This is a genomic window from Shinella sp. 20P9.1.1, from assembly GCF_057798995.1.
Window position 1 is genome coordinate 52,660 of record NZ_JBYOLC010000014.1, and the last position, 17,775, is coordinate 70,434.

Consider the following 17,775-nt stretch of genomic DNA (forward strand, 5'->3'; position numbering starts at 1 on the left):
TGAAGCACACACACGCCTGGCGCCAACTAAGCGCTGCGGACGCTGATGACAGATCTGCTGACTGTAAATGGACTTTGTGACGATGGACATCGACGTTCAAACCCTAATGTTACTGAGCGTGAGCTTGCTTGCCGCCGGCGCTCTAACCGGTGTCCTGGCTGGTCTCTTCGGTGTTGGCGGAGGCACCGTGATCGTGCCGGTGCTCTACGAGCTTTTCGACTATCTCGGCGTGCCAGATGAAGTGCGCATGCCGTTGTGCGTCGGCACGTCGCTGGCCATCATAATACCGACATCGATCAGGTCGTACCGGGCGCATCGGGCGCGCGGGGCGGTGGATGTGGCGTTGCTGAAGCTCTGGGCGCTTCCGATCGTTCTGGGCGTTGCCGGTGGTAGCGCGATTGCCCGCTATGCCCCTCCAGAACTATTCAAGCTGGTCTTTGTCGTGGTTGCTGGCGTCTCCGCGATACGGTTACTTTGGCGCAGCAACTGGATGCTGGGCGACGAACTGCCCGGCAGCATGACGACGCGCGCGAGTGGATTGGTTATCGGCGTGCTATCGTCGTTGATGGGAATTGGGGGTGGTCAGTTGTCGACCATGTTCATGACTTTCTACAATCGTCCCATTCACCATGCTGTCGCCACGTCCGCCGGTGTTGGCGTCCTGGTTTCGGTACCTGGCGCGCTTGGTTATATCTATGCCGGCTGGCAGCGTGCTGCGGAACATCAAATGATCGAAGTGCTTCAGCCGCCGCTGGCGCTGGGCTACGTGTCGTTTATCGGCTTCATCCTGTTCGTGCCGACCAGCCTGCTCGCAACACCTTTCGGAGTGAAGCTCGCACATGGTCTTTCGCGCCGCCATCTCGAGATAGCCTTCGGCACGTTCCTTTTGCTGATCTGCCTGCGTTTCCTCTATTCCCTGGTCGGATAGGTGATGCCGACAAGGCGTGCGAGGTAATCTTCAATACGCGCAGCCCCATAGCCGAGTGCTCACTCAGCGGTGACGCGGTGCAGGTCAGCAATTCCCTGAGTGAGGGCTCTCTGGTAGATGAGTTGATCCAGGCCAAAGGCGATGATCTTGAAGCCGAGATCCCAGTAGCGACGCGCAGAATCTGAGTCTGCGACCACCACCGCAGCGGCGACGTTGTTCCTGCGAGCGGCCTCGGAGATCCGCTTAATTGCGTCCTCGAAGAGCTGGCTGCTGAATTGCCCGGGAATGTCAAGAAAATTTGCCAGATCCGTGTGTCCAAGCCAGAGTACGTCCACGCCCTTCACGAGTGCAATTTCCTCGACGTTGGACAGGCCAATTTCGGTCTCAATCTGACAAATTACGACATTGCGCCTGTTGGCGCCTTCGATCTTGTCAATGATCGGACCATCGGAATAGTCGTCGTGTGCGGCCGAGAACATCGCACCGCGTCGTCCATCAGGGGGATATTTGCAGGCCGCCACGATAGCTTCCGCCTCTTGGCGGGTCTCGACCATCGGCACCATGATGCCATGAGCTCCTATGTCGAGTGCGCGCGCGATAAAGTGATACTCGCCGGTTGGCACGCGCACGAGAGGTGTAATCGGCAGACCTCGGCAGCATGCGATCTGGGTCTTGATCGTTTCCAAGCCAATTCCGGAATGCTCCATGTCATACATAATGAAATCAGAACCGCTCGACGTAACAAGCGCGGCAATGCCGGGCGTTACGAACTCCACGATCATGGTCCCGAACAGGGCCTCGTTGCGTTTCAACCGTTCTTTGAACATGTCTCGTGCGGGCTGCTGTGTCATGCTTCTGCCGGTCCTCTGCCGATCTAGGAACTGCTAACGCCGATATCAGCTGCTATAGTCCGGCAGACTGATATCGGGGTCTTTCATCGAGCAACGGTAAGCCACGGCCGTTTCCGGCCGCGGATCTCCACTGATTGGGTGTTGCTCAGGTGGCGTTTGCCTTGAGGAGCTTTCCAAGCCTCGTGATGCCGTCAACAATTCGTTCATCCGTCTGGTTCGAATAGCTGATGCGCGCATGGTTCGGCCGCGCGTCGCGAGCGAAGAAAGGCGCGCCTGGAACGTAGGCGATCTTTGCTTCAGGGAGCAGCTTCTCCTTCATGAAGCGGCCGGCATCGAAGCCACCCTGGAAGGTGAGCCACGTGAACATCCCACCGCTCGGCTCTGTAAAGCAAACCTCCTGTGGAAATGTGCTGCGGATTGTATCCAGCATCAGATCCCTTCTGCGGAGATAGGTCTGGCGGATATTGGTAATGTGCTGCTCGATGTCATAGGTTTCGAGGTACAGCGAGACCGCCGCCATGTTCAGGGTGCTGCACTGGGTATCTGCTGCCAGCTTCAGCAAACCCAAACGCTGGGTGATGTCGTCTGATGCAACCGACCATCCCAGACGCAGGCCGGGCGCGAGGATTTTCGAGAAGCTGCCGAGATAGATGACCCTATCCTCGGTATCGAAGGTCTTGATTGGGGCGATCGATGTGCCTTCGAAACGGATCTCACGGTACGGAGAATCTTCCACGATCATGATATCGTATCGATTGGCCAGCTCGACGAGCTGCTTGCGGCGTTCCAGGCTCATGGTCACGCCGGTCGGATTCTGGAAGTCGGGTACCGTGTAGATGAACTTCGCGTCGGGGTTGGCCTTCAGGGTCTGCTCGAGCGCGTCGATGTCCATGCCGTTTTCGTCCATCGGGACGGTTGCGTAGCGTGGCTCGTAAGGATTGAAGGCGATCAGCGCTCCGAGGAACGTCGGATCTTCGGTGATGATTACATCGCCCTTGTTGATCAACAGCTTTGCAACCAGGTCGAGGCCCTGCTGACCGCCCTGAAGAACGAGAACATTGTCCTCGGTGCAGCCAATGCCTTCGCCGGTCATTCGGCCGGCTATCTGGGCGCGCAGCTTCGGTGTGCCGTTAGACACGGTATACTGCAGAGCATCGCGCCCCTTTTCGAGAATGGATGACGTGAAGACGGCGTTCAACTGCTCGAGCGGAAAAAGCGTGGCGTCGGGATAGCCGCCGCCGAAGGAGATGACCGAGGGATCCGAACCGAGCTGTAGAAGCTCCCGAATTGCGGATGGTTTCACGTTGATCATCCGATCTGCGTAATGGACTGTCATTTTTCTATTCCTTTCTCGAGACGGTTTGCGCGCAACGGCGCGCGTGGTTCCGTCGAAACACGGGTGTTTTTGTAAGAGCGGCAGATCACGTGGCGTCAGTGCCACTGGCTGCTGGCGTCAATGGCGTCCGAAACCGATGCATCTTGCGATGGACTTTCAGAATTGCCACCGCCGTGCCTGACGTCCGTCAGGCTGGATGTTCCTCGGTTCGTGCTCACTTACCGGCCGAATTCGGCATGTCCTTCTTTCTGACTCTGACCTTCGAGAGGGGCTCTGGCAGGATACCTTCAGGACGAAACCGCAGCACCAGTTGCAGCAGCAAACCGATCAGAAAGATGCGACCGTATTTGGCCTGGAGGGCTATTGCAGACGGAAGCATGTCGGTGACGAATTCGGAGGCTGACCAGATTACCCATACGACCAAGACACCGAGCAGGACGCCACGGTTGTTTCCCGACCCGCCAAGAATGACCATGATCCAGATCAGGAACGACGACACCATAGGATCAATGGCATCCGGCGTAACACCGCGGCTAAGATGGGCATACAGCGCGCCACCAAGCCCCATAAGAGCGGCGCCGAGAATGAATGCCTCAAGGCGGCGTAACGGTACGTCCTTGCCCATCGCGGCGGCGGCCTGCTCGTTGTCACGAATGGACCGCATCATCCGACCCCAAGGGGACTTTGCCAGACGCTCGACCAGAAGATAAACAACCAAGAGGATGGTCGCAGCGACCGCCAGATATGCCAACTGCGCTTGTGCATAGGGCAGATCGCCGAAAGGACGGGGAACATTGCTCACGCCCTGTGTCGACCCTGTGAGCCAGTACTCAGAGCGTGCGACCAGGCGAATGGCTTCCGCCACGCCGATCGTGACGATCGCGAGATAGTCGCCGCGGAACCGAAGGCAAATCTTTCCTATTGGCCAGGCGATCACGGCTGACAGCAACATCGCACCGACAATCCCGACCGGCGCCGGTAGGTCGAACCCGCCCAGCCGGTCTGCAACGTCGGGAGACGTCAGTATGGATGTCGTATAGGCGCCAACGGCAAAGAAGCCTGCGATGCCGGCGTTGAACAAGCCAGCATAGCCCCATTGGACATTCAAGCCAATGGCAAGGAAGCCATATATGCAGATGAAGATCGCAAGGTAGACCGGATAATTTAGTGCAGTAAGCAGATCCATTGCCCGCCCTCCCTAGAGAATTTTTCCGCGAAAAATGCCCGTCGGTCGGATGAGAAGCACCAGCAGAAGCACGGTGAACGAGCTCAACGCCTTATACTCGGCGGGGATAAAGAGAACTGAGGATTCTTCGATGATACCGACGATCAGGCCGCCCACAATGGCGCCTTCCAGCCGCCCGACGCCGCCAAGGATTGCAGCGGCGAATACGGGGAGGAGAATGTTCCACCCCATCATCGACTTCAGTTCGGTGTTCATTCCGAGGAAAAAGCCCGCGGCCGCACAGAGGCCGCCGACGATGAACCATGTAAGAGCCACAACCTTGGCATTGTCGATGCCGGAGAGGAGCGCCAGATTGCGATTGTCCGACATTGCGCGCATTGCTTTGCCCCATTTCGTACGGGTCAAAAAGGCGATCAGCGCAAGAACGATAACGATCGTCGATCCCAGCGTCACCAGTTCGGCATTTTTGATCCGCAAGCCAAACCAGTTGTTCGGACGCGAGATGCCGGCAACATAGACCGATGTATTGACGCCCCAGACGATCTGGATCACGGAGCGAAGCATGAGTCCGATGCCGAGAGAAGAGATCGTTGTCAGGATCTTCGGCCGATTTCGCAGGTGCTCATAGAACAGCCTGTCGATACCGATGGCCAGGACGCCGGTTGCAATCACTGCAACTGGCAACGCGAAATAGGGCGATACGCCGAAGGCTGCCACCACCGCGAATGCGAGGAATGCGCCCAAAGCCGCCATGTCGCCATGCGCGAGATGAGCGTGGCGCATGATCGAGAACACCAGAGTGATGCCGATAGCGCCAAGCGCATAGATTGACCCAATCACGACGCCGGGAATGATATGAAAATTTACGAAGCTCAGAAAGTCCATCGTCGCTCTGCCTACCCACCCAGAAACATTTCAGCGACTGCCCGGTCGGCAAGAAGCTCTTGGCCTGTTCCATGATGCCGGTTGGTCCCGGCAGCGAGAACGTAGCCGCGGTCAGCGAAGGCGAGAGCCTGCTTCGCGTGCTGTTCGACCAGCAAGATCGCAACACCAGTGTCGCGTATGTTCCGGCTGATCTGGAAGATTTGTTCCATGTACTTTGGTGAAAGGCCGGCCGTCGGCTCATCGAGCAGGAGCACTTTTGTATCGAGCATCAGCGCCCGGCCCATCGCCACCATCTGACGTTGCCCTCCCGACAAGCTTCCTGCCGCCGCTTTCCGCTTCAGTTTGAGGTCGGGAAACAACCCGTAGACCCTGTCGCAGGCTGCCGAGTAATCGCCTTTTCGAAGGAAGGCGCCCATCTCAAGGTTTTCATGCACCGACATTTCGCCGAAGATGTTATCGACCTGAGGCACATAGCTTACGCCCTGCTGCACGATGCGGTTCGGAGCCCAGCCGGTGATGTCGGTGCCGTCGACCTTGATAGCGCCGGCTCGCACCTTCAGCAGTCCGAAGATGGCCTTCATGGATGTCGATTTGCCGGCTCCGTTTGGTCCGACGATTGCGACGATCTCACCAGGCGAGACTTCCATCGAAACATCTATGAGGATGTCAGCATCGCCATAGCCGCCGCGAATATTCGACAAGGTAAGGATAGCGCTCAATGGAGCACCTCCTGGCGTTCGCCGAGATAGGCCTCTAGAACGCGAGGGTCTGATCTTACGGTTTGGAAATCGCCTTGGATAAGGACCTTTCCTTCGGCCATGCAGATAATTGGACCACAGAGCTTCTCGATCATTTCCATGTCATGTTCGATCAAAATGAACGTGTACCCTCGTTCTCGGTTCAAATACTGGATCTTTTCCTCAAGCTTCCTGAGCAAGGTGCGATTGACGCCAGCGGCGGGCTCATCGAGCAGAACGAGCTTGGCGTCGGTCATGATCGTCCGTCCCAGTTCCAACAACTTCTTCTGCCCTCCGGACAACCGACCGGCGCGCTCGTCCATTACATGTGTGAGTTCCAGGAATTGAAGGGCTTCCATCGCGCGGGCATATGTCTGCTGCTCGACCTCGGCGACCTTTCTTGGCGAAAGCCAGTTGTTGAACAGCGTCTCGCCACTTTGCCGTGGCGGCACCATCATCAAGTTTTCCAGCACGGTGAGGTTGTGAAATTCATGTGGAATTTGAAATGTCCGAACGAGGCCCTTGTGAAAGCGCTTATCGGTGGTCAAGGCGGTAATATCCTCGCCTTCGTAGACAATGCGGCCGGAAGTGTTGCTAAACGCCCCGGCTATCATGTTAAACATTGTGGACTTGCCAGCGCCATTGGGCCCGATCAGGCCCGTTATGGACCCTTGCTCAACCGAGAAAGAACACTTGTCCACCGCTCGGAATGAACCAAACTCCATGGTGACCTGATCGCATTGGAGCATCGCTTTCCATCTCCTCAATTCGGTGCGGACCGGCTGCTTGGGAGGACAAGCCGGCCCGCTGCTTTGGGCGTTCAACACAACGGAGGCACGCCACGTTCAAGTGCGCGGACATCAGCCGTCGAGGATGCCGAGAGATAGAGAAATGCGTTGACACCCAATCGGACGTGTCAGAGAACGCAGTCAATAGCTTTTTCGGCAGCCCCTCGACTGCTCTTTGTTGCGAACAATCTAGTAGAATTGCTAAGTAATAGCTTGCGCCAAGAGGCCGCAAATATCATCTGAAGGACGTCACAAATTGGCTGAAGGGAACCACGCGACTCGCTAACACAAGTTTGGCCCGCCACCGGACGATGGCGTGCATCCTCGATGAAAGCCGCGCCTATTGGCGGAAATGCTGCCGCCACTTGTGGGGCGTCATGCCAGTTGCATGTTTCAGCGCTGTGGTCAGATGACTCTGACTGGAGAACCCGCAGACATCCGCTACCTCGCAAAGCGGGGCGTCGGTGCCCGCAAGTAGCTCCTTGGCCCGATCAAGGCGTCGTTGCATCAGCCAGCGATGTGGAGTTTCACCAATTTCCTCATGGAAACTGCGAGCAAAATGACGTCTGCTGAGCCCGGCGGCATCAGCGAGTTCATCTAAATTGAGTTCGCGCCCCAAATTCGCGTCGACGAAGGCCTTAACGCGCTTCAGACGCCATTGTGGGAGAGCGACTGATGTGTTGCCATCAAGGTTCGTGCCCGCCTTAATAAGCAACTGGGAAAGAATGGAAATAATTATACCGTCAGCCAAAAAAACGTCTGCGGCTTCCTTGCCGGCAGCGGTATCCCAAAGACGCGTCATCATCGCCTCGATGAATGGGTCTGACCAAGTATTAAGCGAGAGCTTCTCGAAGGCACTGCTAATTTTTGATGGACAGGACGGACCGAGGATAGATCTTATCGTCTCGTTAGGCACTACCAGTGCCAGCAGCTTTCTACTCCCGTCCACCTCCCAGACGCTCTCAATGTCGGAGGGGACGACTAGCATTTGACCGACCTCTGCCTTCTGGCGGTGTCGAGTGTCACCCATCGTCCAACTCCAACTGCAATGTTCTTCGACTGCGAGAGGAAGCGTAAGGATTGTCTCTGGCAACATCGGGTCGATGAAACTGTGAGGTCCTTGATCGACCTGAATCATTCGGAATCCGAGCCGCCCTAGCGACTTTCGGTGTTCTTGAGGGAAGGTTGCATAGCCTGACCCTCTATAAAAGTCCGAGTAGTCTCTCCACGTAGCCGTCATGGGATGTCGTCCTAGTGCGCGTCGAAGACCAGTGTCTTACAGCTGAGGCAATCTTTCGATGATGAATTCTACTGCACGTGCGGAAGAATACGCAATATCAAACTGGTTCGATGCTGTTGAGAGTGCGTTGCCGTCATAGTGAATACGGGCACGGCCCCCAACCGTACTCGTGAGGGCATGACTGTAAGTACAGTATATGTGATGTCGACTGTCGCTCAACCAGCGTTGGTCGTGCTTTGTGCGATTGTGTTGATTGGCGAATTTCATGCGCGGAAGCATCACATCTGGATGCGCTCTGCAGTCTGCAGTTGAGTGGGCGGCTGCGAGCGACGTGCCTACCCGTTTGAAATTCCGACGGCCGCAAGAGCCACCATAACGGCAAATGATGAAGCGTAACGCAACCCAAAATAGCCGGCGCGAGCGCATTTGTCTGCCCGCTTCGGCAAAATATGTGTCCCAGCTGCACCGTCCGCCGTTTAGGTTATGTTTGTTAGGCTGCTTGCGAGTGTGGCCACGGATCGGTTTTAAAGCACGGATGGGCGGTGGCGCGCGGTCGCCGGGAACTCGCTCACAGTTAGACATAGCGCTCCATGAACCTTTAAAGCAGCTCTTTCCTATAGTTTGACCGATGGGTTCCCCGGAGCTTTCGTTGTGCTCCGCGAGTATTAAGGTATTAGCACAGTCTCCCTTGCTTTCAGTCGTGAACCGCACTAGGTTTAGCTGGCTTTTCCGGAATAAACGCTTGCGAACAGAATAACACATTGGCGGCGACTAATCCGAGTAGGTCGAGCAGTTCTCGGTCAACCTCTGCAGAGTTCTTTCGGACCCGAACAGCGCTACAACCCAGTATTCAACAGGTTCTACGGTGCTCCGAGTGTTTTGAACCCGCTCCTCGAGTGAGCCCCCTGTCATCGTTGACACGAACGCGTTGTTGGGGACCAGAATGTCATCAGCGGCCCGGCGCAACGTTTCAAGCTCAACACTGCTGGCTGTCTGTAGTATCGCTGTCGGCCATGACGACATTCGTGCTAAGAAGTCTTGTGCTTCATTCTCGAAATGGACTAGTTTGAGCGAGATGTTGGTCAGATCACTGACCAACCCTGTCATAGTTTCCGCAAGTGCAACAAGCATTACCGACGTTTGGATGTTGCGATTGATTACGCAGACGAACCTGTAATTCTCATTTAAAATGCTCATTTGCGTCCCTCAACCAGATAACCCGTCGATGCGATTTCGCGTTAGCCAATGTTACTTTCCGAAATGACAACGTCAGGAACCAGTGTCGCCTGCGGCGAGCGCCTGCTCCAGACCGTGGAAGGTATATTGGCCACAGTGACGGTGATACATTTGGCTTAGAGATGGCAACCCGGCTCCAGAAAAGAGGCCGGGTTGCTCATATTCGAACGATAGTCTAGTGGCGATGTACAGACGAAAATCGCCAGGTATATGGTGGGAATAGTCGGCTTCTACCAGTCGGTGGCGATATACTTTGCTTCCATGAATTCAAGCATCCCATGATGAGCGCCTTCACGGCCGAGACCGCTCTGTTTGACACCGCCGAACGGAGCGGCAGGATCAGAGACAAGACCGCGATTGAGCGCCAGCATGCCGGCCTCGATGCCTTCAGAGACGCGCAGGCCACGAGCGAGATCGCGTGTGTAGACATATGCAACGAGCCCATATTCAGTGTCGTTGGCGCGTTCGATGGCTTCTTCTTCCGTATCGAAGACATAAATGGGGGCGACCGGCCCGAAGATCTCTTCCTTAGCCATCGCGGAGTCGGCAGATACATTCGTCAGGACTGTAGGCGGGTAGAAGTAGCCTTCGCCCTCACCGCGCTTCGCGCCGCAAAGAACATTGGCTCCCTTGGCGATCGCCTCATCGACCAGTTCCGATACCTTTGCAACGGCAGCAGCATTTACCAGCGGTCCGCAATCGGTATCGGCGAGGACGCCGTGGCCAACCTTCATCACCGACATGCGCTGAGCGAGACGCGAGGCAAACTCATCAGCAACACCGCGCTGGACGTAAATCCTGTTCGCCGCAGTGCAAGCCTCGCCGCCGTTGCGCATTTTCGCAACCATAGCGCCCTCTACCGCCTTGTCGAGATCAGCGTCATCGAAGACGACAAACGGCGCGTTGCCACCGAGTTCCATTGAGCAATGAATGATCTGGTCCGCCGCCTTGCGCAGAAGGACACGGCCCACTTCTGTTGACCCGGTGAAGGAAAGCTTACGGACTCTCGGATCCTCCAGCATCGCATTGACGATCTTAGATGTTGTCGAGCTAGTGATGACATTAACGACACCATCCGGCACGCCGGCTTCCGCGAGGATTTTGGCAACGGCATAGGCCGTCAATGGCGTCTCCGTTGCGGGCTTCAGAACGCATGTGCAACCCGCCGCGAGAGCGGGTGCGATCTTGCGGGTGGCCATCGCAGCCGGAAAGTTCCATGGCGTGATCATCAGCGACACGCCAATAGGTTGGTATTGGACCAGGATGCGGTTTGCGCCTGACGGGGCGGTAGAAAGATCGCCGTTGATGCGCACAGCCTCCTCTGCAAACCAACGGAAGAACTCAGCTGCGTAAGCAATCTCGCCGCGTGCGTCCCTTAGCGCCTTGCCGTTTTCCAACGAGATCAGCTCTGCCAATTGTTCGGCATCGCGTGTCATGAGCTCGAAGCATTTGCGCAGTATCTCAGAGCGCTTGCGTGCGGGGGTTGCAGCCCAGCTCTTTGCAGCTTCGCTCGCTGCGTTGACGGCGTCAATCGCATCCTCGATACTGGCATCTGCAACGGCTGCAATCGCTTGGCCGGTTGATGGATTGAGTACATCAATTCGGTTTTCGCGGCTGCTTTTCCGCCATTTGCCAGCGATGAAAAGCTCGGTTGGAACATACGAAATGTCGGTCATCTTAAACCTCTTATAGGTATCGGCAGAACGTTAAGCGCCCTTTAAGGCGTTGACGAGGATGGAACGGATTGCTGTCGGGGAAAGGGTAGCAGGATTGTTTTCCACTAACCGCGCTGCGTTCATGGAAAGTTCCGAGATTGCGTCAAGTCGCTCTTCACGGATATCGATATGCTTCAAGCTGGACGGGATACCGATCTTTGCAAAAAGTGTGCGGACCGCGACAATTGCAGCGTCGCAAGCCGTCTCGTCGGAATCCCCCAAAGAGGCAACACCAATTGCTCGGCCGATCTCGGCATAATCAGCCAAAGCGGCGGTTTTGTTGAAATCCATGGTGTAAGGCAGAAGAATCCCAATGCCCAGCCCATGAGCCGTATGAGTTTCCGCACCCACGGGATATTGGATGGCGTGAGCAGCGCCCGTTCCGCCGCTGCCAAAGGCAAGACCAGCATATGTCGAGCCGAGCATGATGTGCGAACGTGCGGCGAGATCATCGGCATGTTCGACGGCTCGTTCAAGATGGGCGAAAATCAATTTGATTGCAGTGAGCGCATAGTGATCGCTGAGCGTGTTTTTCCCGACAAAAACTCGAGTCATGGCCATCTGCGGGTCGGCTGTGCGCGCTACTGCAGCAAACGATTCAATGGCATGTGATAACGCGTCTGCGCCAGAGATTGCGGTGAGACCCTTGGGGCAGCTCAGTGTCAGTTCTGGATCGCAGATTGCGGTATGCGGGATCAGCGAAGGGCTGGATATCCCGACCTTCATGGTTCTTTCCGGATCGGCAAGAACCGCGACGGGTGTTGCCTCCGAGCCGGTTCCCGACGTGGTTGGGACGGCGATAATGGGACGCACGGGACCGGGGACCTTGAACTCGCCGTAGTAGGTGGAGAGGGGGCCGGGATGAGCGAAGGACAGGCTCACCAGCTTGGCCAAGTCCATGCAGCTACCGCCGCCGAGGCCGATTACGACTTCTGGATCGAAATCGCGATAGCGGGCCACGCAGTCAAGGATGCTGGCCAAAGGCAGTTCGGCTTCGGTGCCATCGAAAACACGGGCCTCGACGCCATGTGCTTCAAGGTCATTAATGATTTCCCTCATGACCTCCAGCTGCGCAAAACGTACATCCGTGCAGATCAAGGCACGCTTGCCCAGATCAGCGGTTGCCCGGCCGAGGGCTCTGCGTTGACCTGCTCCAAATATCAAGCGCGAGGGCGCGCGGGTGACGCCGTAATCAGGCCTCATGATCATTCTCCCATTCTTTCTGACCGGTTGGTCGGTCCTGCATATTGTTGTATCTTGCTCCAGATCTCTGCTGGCAGCTGAATCTCCTCAATGACCCGTTGACCACGGGTCAATCTCGCGCGATCACCGGGAATTCTTACGGGCACGGCCGGATCGATTGCGGGTGAGTTGCGCAAGTCATCCATGAATTGGGAAATCACCGGTCCGATACCTGAATACGGTTCGATCACGATGAAAACGTCACCTTTGTTGCAAGGCATGGTCGAGTCGAGCGTGCCTTTAACCGCGGTGCCTATGGCGGCACCTGTCAGACTGGTAACCAAAAGCTCAAAGGCCAGACCAAGGCCATACCCCTTCGCGCCGCCAAAAGGTGCGATTGCGCCGCTTTTGGCGGCCGTGGCATCAGTGGTGGCATTACCTTCAGCATCAAGCGCCCAGCCCATCGGGATCGGAACGCCGCGATTGGCGTGGTCGTGAACCTTGCCCATCGACACTAGGCTAGTTGCCATATCGAATACAAAAGGATCGGAATCCGTAGGTATGCCGATGGCGATTGGATTGGTCCCAAGCATGGCTTGTCGGCCTCCCCATGGATGTACGAGCGCCTCGCTAACCGTGAGGGCGATCAGGATCTGGCCACGTTTCGCCACATATTCTGCATACCACGCGAGCATGCCAAGATGATCGCAATTGCGGATCATCGCCGACGCAACACCTGTCTCGGAGGCACGTTCGCAAATCTTGTCGAGAGCCTTCCTGGCAACGACAGGCCCGAGACCCTGTCGCCCGTCGACCTCAAGCAACGCTGTTGCACGCCAGTTGTAAATGGCGCTGATCGACGGATCAGTTGCCCCGTTCTGAATTCGTTCAATGACGCGCGGCAGGCGCAAGAGACCATGAGATGCAACACCGCGCAACTCCGCTTCCAAAAGTAGAGACAATTGGATCTCAGCGTTTTCGCGCGATACCCCCGCGGTGGTCAGCGCCTTGAGTGCAGTTGACTTTATCTCTTCGATATGAGGCATGGTCACTCCCTTTCAATGAAACGCTTGCGATCTCAGCTACAGCGAAACGAGCGGAGATGGTTTGCGTCGATGTCGTGCCCTTCAGAGCGGTCTTTCTTGTTGCGATCCACGGACACGTTGCTCGCTAGCGAACGGCATGCGGAAACCGAAGTGCATTTATTATAATATTTCCGATACGATATTATGACTACACCATAAGATCCTTGGTGGCAAGAATGCTCGATTAAACTTTCAAGGCGCAAAGATTACGGTGACCGATTGGCGAATACGACGTTAAGAGCGTGTGAGCGCATAGCGGGATGTGGCCTGCAATCGAGTCCCCGCTTCCGGGCGCCATCCCAAGTATGGCCGACGGATTGCTGCGCTCATGCCGTTGTCACAATGTCCAGGACAATTCCTGGACCCCGCTACTGCCTCTCTAAATGGTGCCGTGTAAACTGCGCACCGAACGGAGAGGCTTCATAAGCGTATGCTGTGATTGTACTTGAGTGCGGATGGCATCCGACGCTGCTGCCTCACACATAGCGTCGATGATCGCGAGATGCTCCTCGAAGGCCACGACCGCTAGTGTTGAAGATAGCGTAACCGGAAAAGAGGCACGTACGTGGTGAGTCGCCTCAGCTATTCAACGATCGACTCGATGCCAGACGATTTCGCAATGATTTCATAGGCCTTGGCATCCATAACGGCGAATTTCCCATACGTCGATTTTCATTATTCGCCAAACGGGGCGCCCGACTCTTCGCTGATATGATGCAAGCGATTGCGGTGCGCATAAGATAGCCTCTGGGTTTCGATGGCGGCAGCGGGGTGTAGTAACATCAGTAAGTCTCAGATGGGACGAAACCGCTCGCCTGTGGGGATTGGGGCAGCGCTAAAGCCAGTATCATGCTTTCAAACCACCAACCTTTCTACTTCTAGCTTAATGAGCGTCGCTCGGATCGGAGTTTGTGAGACCACAAGATTATGAACAACTGAACAGATGGATAGTTTGCCACTTGGCGGTAACCTGAGAGTTATCAACTGTCTCAGCAATGCCTCGTAAACCTCTTCTCCGAGTGACGGATGGCTGCCGAGAGGAAGACTCGAATAGTCATTGTTGTTGGTAGCAGAGGGTTGCTCTTCGCGGTGTCGAAGAGCAACCAGATTTTTTTCGCTAGCCGGCGCTGTTAATTTATCTTTTCGGTTTTGCGAACGATGTCGAGTGCGACGTCGACGATCATGTCTTCCTGACCGCCGATAAGTCCGCGCTTGCCGATCTCGACAAGAATTTGCCGTGCATCGATGTTGAATTCGCCTGCAATCCGTTCAGCGTGACGAAGGAAGCTTGAGTATACACCGGCGTAACCGAGCGTCAGCGTCTGGCGGTCGACGCGCACCGGGCGATCCTGGATCGGTCGAACGAGATCGTCCGCTGCATCCTGAAGCTTGAACAGGTCGCAGTTATGCTCCCATCCATACAGGTTCGCGACGGCGATGAATGGCTCGAGGGGCGTGTTGCCTGCACCGGCACCCATACCGGCGAGAGACGCATCGACGCGCCGCGCGCCGTTCAGTACTGCTGTCACCGAGTTGGCCACCGAAAGAGACAGGTTCTCGTGCGCGTGGATGCCACGGTCCATCGTGGGGCTCAAGGTGCCATGGAGCGCCTTGAAGCGATCCTCGATCGCTTTCATCGTCATCGTTCCTGCGGAATCGGCGACGATAACGCCATCGGCACCATAGCTCTCCATCTTGGCGGCCTGAATAGCGAGTTGCTCAGGCGCGCACGCAGAAGACATCATCAAGAAGCCCCAGACCTCCAGACCCATCTCCTTGCCAGCCGCGATATGCTGTGCGGAAACGTCGGCTTCGGTGCTGTGGGTCGAGATGCGGATTGACTGGATTCCAGCATCACGAGCATGCTTCATGTCTTCGATGGTACCGATGCCTGGGAGAAGCACGGTAGTTAGTTTCGCGCGCTTTACGACCTTGGCTGCTTCTTTGATGTACTCGACGTCGGTATGCCGGCTGAAGCCGTAGGAGAGGCTCGATCCTTCGAGGCCGTCGCCGTGACCCACTTCAATGCCATCGACGCCAGCTTCGTCAAGTGCCGCACCGATCTCACGGATATGACCCAGGTCGTAACGGTGGCCAATGGCATGCATGCCGTCACGGAGCGTTACGTCGGAAATGTATAGTTTTGTCATGTCGATTATTCCGTCCAGTTGCGCAGTTCGGCCAGACGCTCGGCTGTCCGGAGCGCTGCAGAGGTCATAATGTCGAGGTTACCCGCATAAGCCGGAAGGTAGTGGGCTGCACCTTCGACTTCGAGGAAGACGGTCACTCGCAAGCCGGTGAAAGGCTTTTCCAGGCCTGGCATTTGCAGCGGAGCATTGTCTCCGATCCGCTGGATCTGGATGTCTTGCTTGAGGTGGTAACCGGGAACAAAGCTCTGGACCGAAGCGATCATGTCGTTGATGGATGCCTTGATCGCGTCCTCGTCGGCAAAATCGCACAGGCACTGCACCGTGTCGCGCATCATCAACGGCGGCTCGGCCGGATTGAGAATGATGACAGCCTTGCCACGTGCGGCGCCGCCAACTGTTTCCAGGGCCCGAGCTGTCGTTTCCGTGAACTCGTCGACATTGGCACGCGTTCCCGGACCCGCCGACTTTGAAGCGATCGAGGCAACGATTTCGGCGTAGTGAACTTTTGCGATCTGGCTGACTGCGGCCACGACCGGAATGGTCGCCTGCCCGCCGCACGTGACCATGTTCACGTTCTGCGCGGAAAGGTAGTTGTCCAGGTTGACAGTAGGGACGATGTAGGGACCGATGGCGGCCGGCGTAAGGTCGACGACTTGCTTGCCGTGCTGCTGGAGAATCTCGTTGTGACGCTTGTGAGCACCAGCCGAGGTAGCATCAAAAATAATCTGAATGTCTTTAAACTCAGGCATCTGTACGAGCCCGTCAATTCCTTCGTGCGTTGTCGCGACCTTGAGGCGCGCGGCGCGCGCGAGCCCCTCGGAATTCGGATCAACTCCAACAAGTGCCGCCATCTCAAGGCGATCGGAGTTGCGCATGATCTTAATCATGAGATCGGTACCGATATTGCCGGAACCGATGATGGCGGTTTTGATCTTGGGCATTTAGAATCTCTCAATCAGGATGAAGTTCAGCCTGATGAGATCCTACCGAGCAGAGGGCCTTCGTGCTTCCTGCATAGAGCCAATTATACCAGTAAACTGCCACTGACTGATGCTGCGGAAGCTGACTGTTGAGGCCGGCGGTGTGAAGCGGCATGCAATCATCGGAACACCGTGCTCCGACTTACTGCCAGCGCTACGAGCCGACCGGGCGCCAGATTTTCTATCTATCAACTGTGGTGCGGCAAAACATGATCGTAGGCCGGTTATGCGCTGCGAGATCGGGCTTGTCACAGGATTAATGTGGTGTTTAGCCGCTTGAGAGTTTTGCGGTCGGCACTGTTCGCGTGCGTACTAATCGACTGATGGAATGTTAGCGGTGGACGCGGTCGTTGGTCATCCTGTTCAGTTCCCTTGTTTTCGTCCTTCCTGTGAAAAATTGGGCACTGGTGAAAAATATCACGATCCGCCTCGTCATGTATCGTCCAGCGTCGTTGGATGACGTCATGTCATCTCGTCAACGCAAAATTGAGGGGGAACAGAAATGAAACTAAAGACCTCACTTTGCCTTGCCGCTTTCTCTCTTGGTGCTTCCTCAGTCGTAGTGGCTGAAGACAAGGGGTTGTGGCAGGTTTACGACCAAAGCCTAAAGAGCGCGAAGTACATTGAACTCTCGCACGTCATAACGCCGAAAATGCCGGTTTGGATCGGCTTCGGAACGCCCACTTTTGCCCAGACTAAATCCGCGGTTGATGTCGAAGGCTATTCCAAGAAAGGTGACGTCTTCACTTTCGAAAAGCAAGGATTTGAAGGAACATCATATTTTCTTCCTACAGACCAGCTCGGAACGCAGCTGGATCCTCCCGCGCATTGGGCGCCGGAGTATCCAGGTATTGACGAACTTCCTGCAACTTACACGCTACGTCCGCTCGTCGTTATCAATATAGAACCTCAAGTGGCCAAAGATGCCGGATACCACTTGCAGGTGGCGGACGTTGAGGCGTTCGAAAAGACTCACGGCAAGATCCCTGAGGGTTCAGTCGTCTTTATTCGCTCTGGTTGGTCTGCAGGCTGGTCCGATCCGGATCTTGCTAAAAAGCGACCTTTTCCTGGCGTAGGCCTCGACGCCCTAAAGTTCCTACATCTTCAGCGCAAGATCCTCTTTCACGGCCACGAGCCTCTTGACACCGACGGCACACCGACGCTGGAAGGCGAATACTGGCTGATGCACAACGGCTATGCACAGGCCGAAGGATTGAACAATCTCGATAAGGTCAAGGAGACCGGTTGCTTGGTTGCGATCGGATTTCCGAAATTCAAAGGTGGCGTTGGCGGTTACGCGCGTTATGTGGGCATTTGCCCTTCCGACTGGAAATATGGCGTATCGGTTGGCGAAATCCCGGAAGCGCCGCTGCCCAAGTTTGACAAGCCACTCAAGTGGTCGGACGCCGCCGGAACGCGTGTTCGCGAATAGCACGGATCCGTTACGACAGTGTGGCTTCATTTCTAAGCAAGCCG

General features: G+C 55.9%; 16 protein-coding genes. 2 read left to right on the forward strand and 14 right to left on the reverse strand.

Annotated features, from left to right (window positions below):
* Positions 1 to 76 precede the first annotated feature (76 nt).
* Positions 77 to 928: a sulfite exporter TauE/SafE family protein gene (locus AC27VQ_RS21745; protein ID WP_488717998.1), complete on the forward strand. Its 852-nt coding sequence runs from the start codon at positions 77 to 79 to the stop codon at positions 926 to 928.
* A 59-nt stretch (positions 929 to 987) separates the two neighbouring features.
* Here the strand turns inward: AC27VQ_RS21745 and AC27VQ_RS21750 are convergent, their stop codons facing one another.
* From AC27VQ_RS21750 to AC27VQ_RS21815, 14 genes are all read right to left on the reverse strand, one after another.
* Positions 988 to 1,779, reverse strand: coding sequence for an HpcH/HpaI aldolase family protein (locus AC27VQ_RS21750; RefSeq protein ID WP_488717934.1), 792 nt, complete (start codon positions 1,777 to 1,779; stop codon positions 988 to 990).
* Positions 1,780 to 1,924: 145 nt separating this feature from the next.
* Positions 1,925 to 3,115, reverse strand: coding sequence for an aminotransferase-like domain-containing protein (locus AC27VQ_RS21755; RefSeq protein WP_488717935.1), 1,191 nt, complete (start codon positions 3,113 to 3,115; stop codon positions 1,925 to 1,927).
* Between the two features lie 214 nt (positions 3,116 to 3,329).
* Complete coding sequence (locus tag AC27VQ_RS21760; RefSeq protein WP_488717936.1) at positions 3,330 to 4,301, reverse strand: branched-chain amino acid ABC transporter permease; 972 nt, start codon at positions 4,299 to 4,301, stop codon at positions 3,330 to 3,332.
* A gap of 12 nt (positions 4,302 to 4,313) precedes the next feature.
* Positions 4,314 to 5,186: a branched-chain amino acid ABC transporter permease gene (locus AC27VQ_RS21765; protein WP_488717937.1), complete on the reverse strand. Its 873-nt coding sequence runs from the start codon at positions 5,184 to 5,186 to the stop codon at positions 4,314 to 4,316.
* An 11-nt stretch (positions 5,187 to 5,197) separates the two neighbouring features.
* Positions 5,198 to 5,905 (reverse strand): ABC transporter ATP-binding protein, encoded by a 708-nt coding sequence (locus tag AC27VQ_RS21770; RefSeq protein WP_488717938.1) that lies wholly within the window; start codon positions 5,903 to 5,905, stop codon positions 5,198 to 5,200.
* Positions 5,902 to 6,672, reverse strand: coding sequence for an ABC transporter ATP-binding protein (locus AC27VQ_RS21775; RefSeq protein WP_488717939.1), 771 nt, complete (start codon positions 6,670 to 6,672; stop codon positions 5,902 to 5,904). Before AC27VQ_RS21775 ends, AC27VQ_RS21770 begins: the two co-directional genes overlap by 4 nt.
* A gap of 379 nt (positions 6,673 to 7,051) precedes the next feature.
* Positions 7,052 to 7,849 carry a helix-turn-helix domain-containing protein gene (locus AC27VQ_RS21780; RefSeq protein ID WP_488717940.1) on the reverse strand — a complete coding sequence of 266 codons (798 nt, stop codon included), beginning with the start codon at positions 7,847 to 7,849 and terminating at the stop codon, positions 7,052 to 7,054.
* A gap of 873 nt (positions 7,850 to 8,722) precedes the next feature.
* A complete protein-coding gene (locus tag AC27VQ_RS21785; protein ID WP_488717941.1) occupies positions 8,723 to 9,148 on the reverse strand; it encodes a DUF2000 family protein in 426 nt (141 codons plus the stop codon).
* A gap of 269 nt (positions 9,149 to 9,417) precedes the next feature.
* Positions 9,418 to 10,863, reverse strand: a complete 1,446-nt coding sequence (locus tag AC27VQ_RS21790) for an NAD-dependent succinate-semialdehyde dehydrogenase (RefSeq protein WP_488717942.1) — start codon at positions 10,861 to 10,863, stop codon at positions 9,418 to 9,420.
* A gap of 30 nt (positions 10,864 to 10,893) precedes the next feature.
* The gene (locus AC27VQ_RS21795) at positions 10,894 to 12,105 is read right to left on the reverse strand and encodes an iron-containing alcohol dehydrogenase (protein ID WP_488717943.1); all 1,212 of its coding nucleotides are present in this window, start codon (positions 12,103 to 12,105) and stop codon (positions 10,894 to 10,896) included.
* Between the two features lie 2 nt (positions 12,106 to 12,107).
* Positions 12,108 to 13,130, reverse strand: a complete 1,023-nt coding sequence (locus AC27VQ_RS21800; RefSeq protein ID WP_488717944.1) for an Ldh family oxidoreductase — start codon at positions 13,128 to 13,130, stop codon at positions 12,108 to 12,110.
* Positions 13,131 to 14,024: 894 nt separating this feature from the next.
* Positions 14,025 to 14,276 carry a GntR family transcriptional regulator gene (locus AC27VQ_RS21805; protein WP_488717999.1) on the reverse strand — a complete coding sequence of 84 codons (252 nt, stop codon included), beginning with the start codon at positions 14,274 to 14,276 and terminating at the stop codon, positions 14,025 to 14,027.
* A gap of 23 nt (positions 14,277 to 14,299) precedes the next feature.
* Positions 14,300 to 15,319 carry a 4-hydroxy-2-oxovalerate aldolase gene (gene dmpG, locus AC27VQ_RS21810; protein ID WP_488717945.1) on the reverse strand — a complete coding sequence of 340 codons (1,020 nt, stop codon included), beginning with the start codon at positions 15,317 to 15,319 and terminating at the stop codon, positions 14,300 to 14,302.
* Between the two features lie 5 nt (positions 15,320 to 15,324).
* Positions 15,325 to 16,260: an acetaldehyde dehydrogenase (acetylating) gene (locus AC27VQ_RS21815; protein WP_488717908.1), complete on the reverse strand. Its 936-nt coding sequence runs from the start codon at positions 16,258 to 16,260 to the stop codon at positions 15,325 to 15,327.
* Positions 16,261 to 16,801: 541 nt separating this feature from the next.
* Between AC27VQ_RS21815 and AC27VQ_RS21820 the strand changes: the two genes are divergently transcribed.
* Positions 16,802 to 17,731, forward strand: coding sequence for a cyclase family protein (locus AC27VQ_RS21820; protein WP_488717946.1), 930 nt, complete (start codon positions 16,802 to 16,804; stop codon positions 17,729 to 17,731).
* Positions 17,732 to 17,775 lie beyond the last annotated feature (44 nt).

What these genes read in the sequence shown, in the direction of transcription:
- AC27VQ_RS21775 (WP_488717939.1), bottom strand. Translation starts at nt 6,672, where the DNA reads ATGCTCCAATGCGATCAGGTCACCATGGAGTTTGGTTCATTCCGAGCG.
- AC27VQ_RS21750 (WP_488717934.1), bottom strand. Translation starts at nt 1,779, where the DNA reads ATGACACAGCAGCCCGCACGAGACATGTTCAAAGAACGGTTGAAACGC.
- AC27VQ_RS21785 (WP_488717941.1), bottom strand. Translation starts at nt 9,148, where the DNA reads ATGAGCATTTTAAATGAGAATTACAGGTTCGTCTGCGTAATCAATCGC.
- AC27VQ_RS21815 (WP_488717908.1), bottom strand. Translation starts at nt 16,260, where the DNA reads ATGCCCAAGATCAAAACCGCCATCATCGGTTCCGGCAATATCGGTACC.
- AC27VQ_RS21790 (WP_488717942.1), bottom strand. Translation starts at nt 10,863, where the DNA reads ATGACCGACATTTCGTATGTTCCAACCGAGCTTTTCATCGCTGGCAAA.
- dmpG (WP_488717945.1), bottom strand. Translation starts at nt 15,319, where the DNA reads ATGACAAAACTATACATTTCCGACGTAACGCTCCGTGACGGCATGCAT.
- AC27VQ_RS21780 (WP_488717940.1), bottom strand. Translation starts at nt 7,849, where the DNA reads ATGATTCAGGTCGATCAAGGACCTCACAGTTTCATCGACCCGATGTTG.
- AC27VQ_RS21755 (WP_488717935.1), bottom strand. Translation starts at nt 3,115, where the DNA reads ATGACAGTCCATTACGCAGATCGGATGATCAACGTGAAACCATCCGCA.
- AC27VQ_RS21800 (WP_488717944.1), bottom strand. Translation starts at nt 13,130, where the DNA reads ATGCCTCATATCGAAGAGATAAAGTCAACTGCACTCAAGGCGCTGACC.
- AC27VQ_RS21760 (WP_488717936.1), bottom strand. Translation starts at nt 4,301, where the DNA reads ATGGATCTGCTTACTGCACTAAATTATCCGGTCTACCTTGCGATCTTC.
- AC27VQ_RS21765 (WP_488717937.1), bottom strand. Translation starts at nt 5,186, where the DNA reads ATGGACTTTCTGAGCTTCGTAAATTTTCATATCATTCCCGGCGTCGTG.
- AC27VQ_RS21795 (WP_488717943.1), bottom strand. Translation starts at nt 12,105, where the DNA reads ATGAGGCCTGATTACGGCGTCACCCGCGCGCCCTCGCGCTTGATATTT.
- AC27VQ_RS21820 (WP_488717946.1), top strand. Translation starts at nt 16,802, where the DNA reads ATGAAACTAAAGACCTCACTTTGCCTTGCCGCTTTCTCTCTTGGTGCT.